Annotated in this window: 5 protein-coding genes; all 5 read left to right on the forward strand. The window is 51.1% G+C overall.

Annotation, left to right across the window (positions count from 1 at the left end):
• On the forward strand, nucleotides 1-1,219 hold a 1,219-nt coding region (locus FBQ85_23825), incomplete at its 5' end, for a PQQ-like beta-propeller repeat protein (GenBank protein MDL1878168.1).
• A 127-nt stretch (nucleotides 1,220-1,346) separates the two neighbouring features.
• On the forward strand, nucleotides 1,347-3,746 hold the full coding sequence (locus FBQ85_23830) for an FtsX-like permease family protein (protein ID MDL1878169.1): 2,400 nt from the start codon (nucleotides 1,347-1,349) through the stop codon (nucleotides 3,744-3,746).
• A gap of 194 nt (nucleotides 3,747-3,940) precedes the next feature.
• Nucleotides 3,941-5,110 carry a hypothetical protein gene (locus FBQ85_23835; protein ID MDL1878170.1) on the forward strand — a complete coding sequence of 390 codons (1,170 nt, stop codon included), beginning with the start codon at nucleotides 3,941-3,943 and terminating at the stop codon, nucleotides 5,108-5,110.
• Nucleotides 5,111-5,117: 7 nt separating this feature from the next.
• On the forward strand, nucleotides 5,118-6,227 hold the full coding sequence (locus tag FBQ85_23840; GenBank protein ID MDL1878171.1) for a beta-lactamase family protein: 1,110 nt from the start codon (nucleotides 5,118-5,120) through the stop codon (nucleotides 6,225-6,227).
• Between the two features lie 225 nt (nucleotides 6,228-6,452).
• Nucleotides 6,453-7,122, forward strand: a 670-nt coding sequence (locus FBQ85_23845; protein MDL1878172.1) for a pyrrolo-quinoline quinone, incomplete at its 3' end; no start/stop codon positions are given.

The raw sequence follows: 7,122 nt of genomic DNA on the forward strand, positions 1-7,122 counted from the left end.
CGCGCTCGACGCTGAAACCGGCGCGGAGCAATGGCGCTTCGCCACCGAGGGCGTGAAATTCAACCCCGTGGAGTTTGGTTTTGATCGTTGCGCCATCATCTCCTCGCCTGCGATCAGCGAGGACGCGGTGGTGTTCGGCGGGCGCGACGGTTTTTTGTATGCCCTCGAACGCGGCACGGGCAAAGAACGTTGGCGCTTTGATCATGAAATTTCGTGGGTCATCTCTTCGCCCGCGATTTACAACGGCGCGGCGATCACCGGCACTTCCGATGGCCGCTTCGTGCAAGCCGTCAATCTCGCCACGGGCAAAGAGCAATGGCGTTTCAACGCCACTGAAACGGTTTGGTCTTCGCCCACGGTGTGCGACTCGCTCGTTTATTTCGGCGACGGCGGCGGCAACGTGTTCGCCGTGCATGCGCGCAACGGCGCGGAGCAATGGCGCTTCAAAACACGCGACCGCATTTTCTCTTCGCCGATCGTGAGCGAGGGCGTGGTTTATATCGGCAGCGACGACGGCTATCTTTATGCGCTCACCGGCGCGACTTCGAATGGCTCCAAAGCGCGCAAAGCGAAACGCGCGGTTTATTGGGAAGCGAGCAAAGGCTTCAATTGGTTTCGCCACGACGTTGATGAACAAATTCGCGATTATTTCGTGCGCGAAGGATATGAGCTACTCGAGGCGCAAGGCCTAGCGCGGTTCATGCAAGAAAGCATTGCGAACCGCTCGTCGAGCGTGGTCGTGTTCGCCGCGAGCCGCGTACCTGCAACCGTGATCGATGACTCTTCCGAAGCCGCGCTATTGCGAAAATATTTGAATGCCGGCGGCAAAGTGGTGTGGCTCGGCGCGCCGCCGTTGGTTTATCGACGCGATCCGAAAACCGATCAGGTGACAGAGTTGGATTTCACGATTCCGGAGCGCATCGTTGGCGTGCGGTATCAAGGCCAGAGCGCCCTCGGCGTCAACGGATGGTATCGTTCTTCCGTTACGCGCGAGGGCATGCAATGGGGCTTGCTGCGCGATTGGTGGATCGGCGGCTTTGCCGTGAACGAAGCGCAAGTGACAACCGTGCTCGGCCGCGATGAACAAGGCAATGCTTCCGCCTGGGTGAAAAACTACGGCGGTCGCGAAGGCACCGGCCTCGTGCAACTCTGGCATAAACGCGAAGGCTCGGAAGATCTCGTTGCCATCAAAGCCGTCGCGGAATACGGACTTCGTTGAAGCTCACCATAACGAGTTCAGCCGCGGCTTGGCCGTCGTTTCATCATCTCAAATACCACGACCCGGTTGAAGCACACCGAAGAATTTTTCCAATCAAGGTGCTTTGCAACAGGAAGGATTCAAGATCATGCTAAGTCATCATCTCCTCACTACCTATCGAAATCTTCGCAAGCACAAAATTTATACTGCCATCAATATCAGTGGCCTGACCGTTGGATTGGGAAGCTGTTTGTTGATTGCCAACTTTTTGAGCCATGAATTGTCATTCGATCGTTTTCATCAAGAATCACAGAATATCTACAGAATCAATACCATCTTTACCGATAACTCCGGCACGATCACCGAAATGGCGAATACACCGCCGGCGCTGGTGCCTGGTATCAGGGGTGCATTCCCTGAGATCAAAACCTCTACCCAATTGCGATACGCGCAGCGCGCGCTGCTGGAAAATGGCGAACGGCGTTTCTATGAAAACCATGGATTTTATGCCGACTCGTTGTTCCTCGAAATTTTCAGCTTCCCATTGCAAGCAGGCAATCAAAACACGGCGCTCGATCAGCCTAATTCGGTTGTGCTCACCCGGGAAATGGCCGCGAAATATTTTGGGAAAGATGATCCCATGGGGAAAACCCTCATCATGAATAATGAGATTCCCCTAAAGGTGACCGGTATTCTGGAAGCAATACCGAGCACTTCACATCTGCAATTCGATTTTCTCGTGTCATTTTCCAGTTATCAAGTCCCTGCGGGCTATCTCTCCGATTTATCAAGTTGGAGTTGGGTGGGATTTCTCAGTTATGTGCTATTGCATGATGGTGCAAACCCCATTGCCCTTCAGGATAAACTCGATCAACTGTATCGGGAAAAGAATCCGGGAGATGATACTCCCTATCGAAATTATGTTCAACCTCTGGAGGACATCTATCTGGGTTCGGCTGATTTGGTTGACGATTTGGCAAGCGGCCTGCAGACGGGAAATCGCTTCACGATTTATACGCTGGGGATCGTTGCGCTGCTGATCCTGCTCATCGCGAGTTTTAACTTTATGAATCTATCCATTGCCGTTTCAGTGAGCCGCGGCAAGGAGGTGGGTTTGAGAAAAATATTAGGTGCAGAGAAAGGCAGTTTGGTAGCGCAGTTGTTGACTGAGTCTGAGGTGTTGGGCTTCATCAGCCTTGTGCTCGCCTATCTGTTCAGCTTGTTCGCCTTCGAATATTTCCAAGATCTCCTGGAGTGGAATTTCACCATTGACTGGACGCAGGTTTTGCAGTCACTGCCTTTTGCAATAGCCGTCACGTTTTTGATAGGAATCGTGGCAGGCCTTTATCCTGCGTTGTTGCTCTCGAGCCACAAAGCCGTGGCAGCGTTGAAGCAAAATGTAAAAAACAGTATGAGCACTGGTTCTCATTTAAGAAAAATCCTGATCGCCTTGCAGTTCTGTATTTCCTTTGCACTCATTGCGGCTACCATCGTCATTACCAGGCAGTTTACTTATCTCTCGGATCAGAAGCTTGGATTTGACAAGGAAAATGTCGTGGTGATCAAGCTACTGCCTCAGGACATGACGCGGTATTATGAGACGTTTCGAAACAGCCTCCTACAAAATAATCATATCATCAGTGTCAGCCGTAGCGAGCGAACGATGGGCGAACCCTGGCCGGTGAATATGATACTGGTCGATGGACGGGATCAGCCCGAGAGCAAACAAATACGGGGGAACCAGGTCGGGTACGATTTCCTCGAGACGATGGGGATCAAGTTAAAAGAAGGTCGATCATTTTCCCAAGCGTTTGGCAGTGATCCGACGGAAAGCATCATGATCAACGAAAAAACCGTTGCATATTTGGGCTTGAAGGATCCCATTGGTAAAAAAGTGCATTACTTCTCCTCTGCTGGCCCACGCACCATTATTGGCGTTGTTGAGGATTTCAACTTTTTATCACTCCACCATGAAATCTCCCCCATAGCTTTGATCATGCCGTTTGTTGATATCGAATATCTTTTCGTGCGTGTTGGCCCCGGTAATATTGCAGAGAAAATCGCTGCTGTGCAAAACATTTGGGAGCAAACCAACCCGGGCGTGCCCTTGGAATACCGTTTTATGGATGATCATTTGAACAAACTCTACCATAATGAGCAGAAACTATCTTATTTGATTAGCGGCTTTTCGGGATTGACCATCGTGCTTGCTTGTCTGGGCCTGTATGGGCTGATTGCTTTCACTTTAAACCAGCGCAGAAAAGAAATGGGCATCAGAAAAGTTCTTGGCGCTTCGATTTCTTCCTTGCTAATGCAGTTTTCACGCCAATATATTCTTCTCATCGGCGTTGCCTCCCTGATCGCTGTTCCGGCTATTCAATACGTACTCAACCTATGGCTGGAGAGCTTTGCCTATCGGATTGAAATCAGTTGGTGGATATACTTCCTGGCAATGCTGGCTTTAATCGTCATCGCCCTTTTTACAATAAGTCATCAGGCCATAAGTGCGGCATTGGTTAATCCGGTGAATGTTTTGAAGGATGAGTGAGTTTTTAAGACGTTGGCGTAGAACACTGATGCAATTACACAACGCGGACGAGCCACAACCCAAAAGCTTTTGGTAAGCGGATTTTGCTGTAAGCGGATGCTGCCCTTGTTTTATCCGCTTACAATAAAATCTGCTTACGGAAAAATCTTTGCTCTTTTGCACAGATTGAACTCGTTAATTGCTGGTCTTACGCAATGATCAAAAAACTTTTAGCACTCAACCTGTTTTACTGCGTGTGCGCCATGGCGCAATCGCCCGTTCTGTGGAACGGCATGCCGCGTGGCCCATACGAAATCGGCTTCAAGTTCGAGCGGCAATTCGATCACGCCAGGCCGTATCAAAATCAAAACGACGAACAAAGCCAGCCCGTTGCGCATCGCGGGCGGCCGGTGCAAATGTTCATTTGGTATCCAGCGGAAGCGGGCAGCAACGCGAAGCCGATGCGTTACGAAGAGTATTTGTATTTGAACGACACCGACTCCGAGCCGTGGCAATGGCGCGAAGAACGCAAGCAGGCCGTGTTGCAAAATTATGCGCAAGAGCTTGAGCCATTTGGCGGCAATCTGCAACCGTTGCTTGCCACTGCAACTGCGGCAATGAAAGACACGAAAGCCGCCACGGGAAAATTTCCGCTCGTTATCTTCGGCGCAGGCGGCGGCACCGGCGGGCATGTGTATTCCGTGCTCTGCGAATATCTCGCGAGCCACGGCTATGTTGCCATCGCCCACACTGCTTTGGGTTTGCAGAAAGGCGAACGCTGGCCGTTTGACATGCGCGGCATTGAAACGCAACTACGCGATTTGAATTCTATTCTCAATTACGCTCATCGCCTGCCCAATGTTGACGCGGGTAAACTGGCGCTCGCATCGTGGAGCGTGGGCGGCGTTGCGCAAGCGTTACTGCAGATGCAAAACGCCGACGTCGATGCCATTCTCAGCCTCGATGCCGCGACCGGCTACGAATATGGCCGCGATTTGCTGCGGCAATCGCCGTGGTTTGATTTGAAGAAGATGACTGTGCCGTATCTGCACATGCACGGCGAGCTGCCGCAGCGTTACAACGTGCCGAAGAATTTCGAGTATTTTGATAGCTTATCTGTTGCCGAAGCGTACATGCTCTCTTTCAAAAAATTGGTGCATGCGGATTTCATTGCAAGCTACGGCGCCGTATCGCACACGCTGACAAAATCGGAACGTAGCGTTGAAGCCGTCGAGAGCTACAAAATCGTTTGCCAATACGCTTTGAACTTTTTGAGTGCTTACTTGAAAGACGATAATCGCGCAAAAGAATTTCTGCGCCAAACGCCGTCATCACTCGGTTTGGCCGAAGTGTTGAGCGAAGTCAAAATGAAATTAGAAAAGTGATGCGCTTATGCAAACAAGAATGAAAATGTTTTGGCAGCGTTACGGCCTTGCGATCATCGTATTGTTCGGATTGTGGAACGAAGCGCATGCGCAAGCAGCGGAACGTTACGCTCAAGCTATCGCCACAAGCCGCGAAGCCGTCCGCGCGATGATGCAAAGCTCAAAAGCTCCTGGTGTGAGCGTGGCCGTTGCGAGGAATGGTGAAATCGTTTGGAATGAGGCTTTCGGTTTTGCCGATCTTAAGCAAAAAGTGCGCGCAACCACAGAAACGCGATTTGGTTTGGGGAGCGTTTCGAAATCTTTCACGGGTGTGCTGGCTGCGCGGTTGATGGAAGAAGGCCTCATCGACCTTGATGCGCCAGTGGAAAAATATCTTCCGCAGTTTCCTCACAAAAACATGTCCGCGCGTTTGATCATTGCCCACCTCAGCGGCTTGAATGACGAGTACAACAGCGCGCATTATTACGATACCCGGAGCTTAACGACCGCCGTAGCCTTGCAAGAAATTCTCGCCACGAACACATTACAATATCCGCCGCGCACGAGTTTCGCTTACACCACGAGCAACTACACCATCGTTGCTGCGATTGTCGAGCATACGAGTGGAGTTGATTTTCCAACGGTAATGGCGCAATATGTTTTTGAACCGCTGGAGTTGCAGCATACCTCGTTTAATGATCCCACCTCGCGGCCCGAGCAAACTGCAAAGTTTTATGTAAAAAATTTCTTTCGCGTGACCGAAGCCCCGGCGTATGATCCGAGCTTCAAATTGGCGGGCGCGGGCTTGCTCTCAACTGCTGCGGATGTAGCGAGGCTCGGCGCCGCTTTGTTGCGCGACGGTTTTCTCAAACCGAGCACGCGCGCTGAAATTTTTCGCGGCCTCAAAACTTCTGCGGGCGAGGAGACCAATTACGCTTTGGGTTGGTATATCGAAAAAGACGATAACAGCCGGCGCATTTATCAACACGGCGGCGGCGGACCCGGCATGGCCGCTCATGTTCGCCTTTACCCGCAAGAAAATTCTGTGATCGCGATTCTTTCGAATTTGACGGGCGCGCCAGTAGATGGCAAAGTAGCGGAAAAAGTGAGCGCGGCGTTTCTCGACCTCAGTCAATAGTGCATGACGAAGATCCACAAAATGAGCGTTGCCGCGCTGTAAGTACTACACCGATTTTCAGACAAACTGAAAATCGAAGCTTTTCGAGCAGCTTTGAAAACTTCGTCCGCCGAAGTAGAACTGCGACAGAGAGAAAATTTTTTCTGCGGGATTTCATTTCAGTGGGCGAAACACTTTCAGAATTTTGTTTTGACTTTGAAAATCTAATCGCATATAAGGAAAACTATGCCACGATCTCTTCTCGCGTTGCTGTGCGTTTGCGTTGTTGAAGTTGCGTCCGGACAAGATTGGCCTTCATTTCGCGGCCCGGATGCCGCCGGCGTAGCTAAGAGCAAATCGCTTCCCACAAACTGGAATGCTGAAACGCCCGCAAACATTCGCTGGAAAACGCGCATTCTTGGATTGGGGCATGCTAGCCCAATTATTTGGGGCAATCGCGTTTTCATTGCAACCGCAGTGAGTGGTGATTCTTCGGCATTTCAAACACAAACCCGCAGCAACGCGCCGGTGCCGGAGAGTGCACCGCACAGTTGGCGGCTTTATTGTTTGGATAAAAACAGTGGACGTGTTATTTGGGAGAAGGTCGTGGTCCAGGGTGTACCGCGCGTGAAGCGGCATCTCAAAGCGAGCCAGGCGAACTCGACGCCGGCGACAGACGGCAAATATGTCGTGGCGCTGTTTGCTTCCGAAGGCTTGTATTGTTTTGATATACAGAGCAAGCTGCTCTGGAAGCAGGATCTCGGGGTGCTTGATCCCGGTTTGCATAGTGATGCCGCAGTGCAATGGGGCTACGCCAGCTCGCCGATCATTTATAAAAACTTTGTGATCGTGCAAGGCGATGCGCACGCGCAATCTTTTCTCGCGGCGTTTGATTTAAAAGATGGCAAGCGCGTTT

Source organism: Cytophagia bacterium CHB2, assembly GCA_030263535.1.
Taxonomy (GTDB): Bacteria; Zhuqueibacterota; Zhuqueibacteria; order Zhuqueibacterales; family Zhuqueibacteraceae; genus Coneutiohabitans.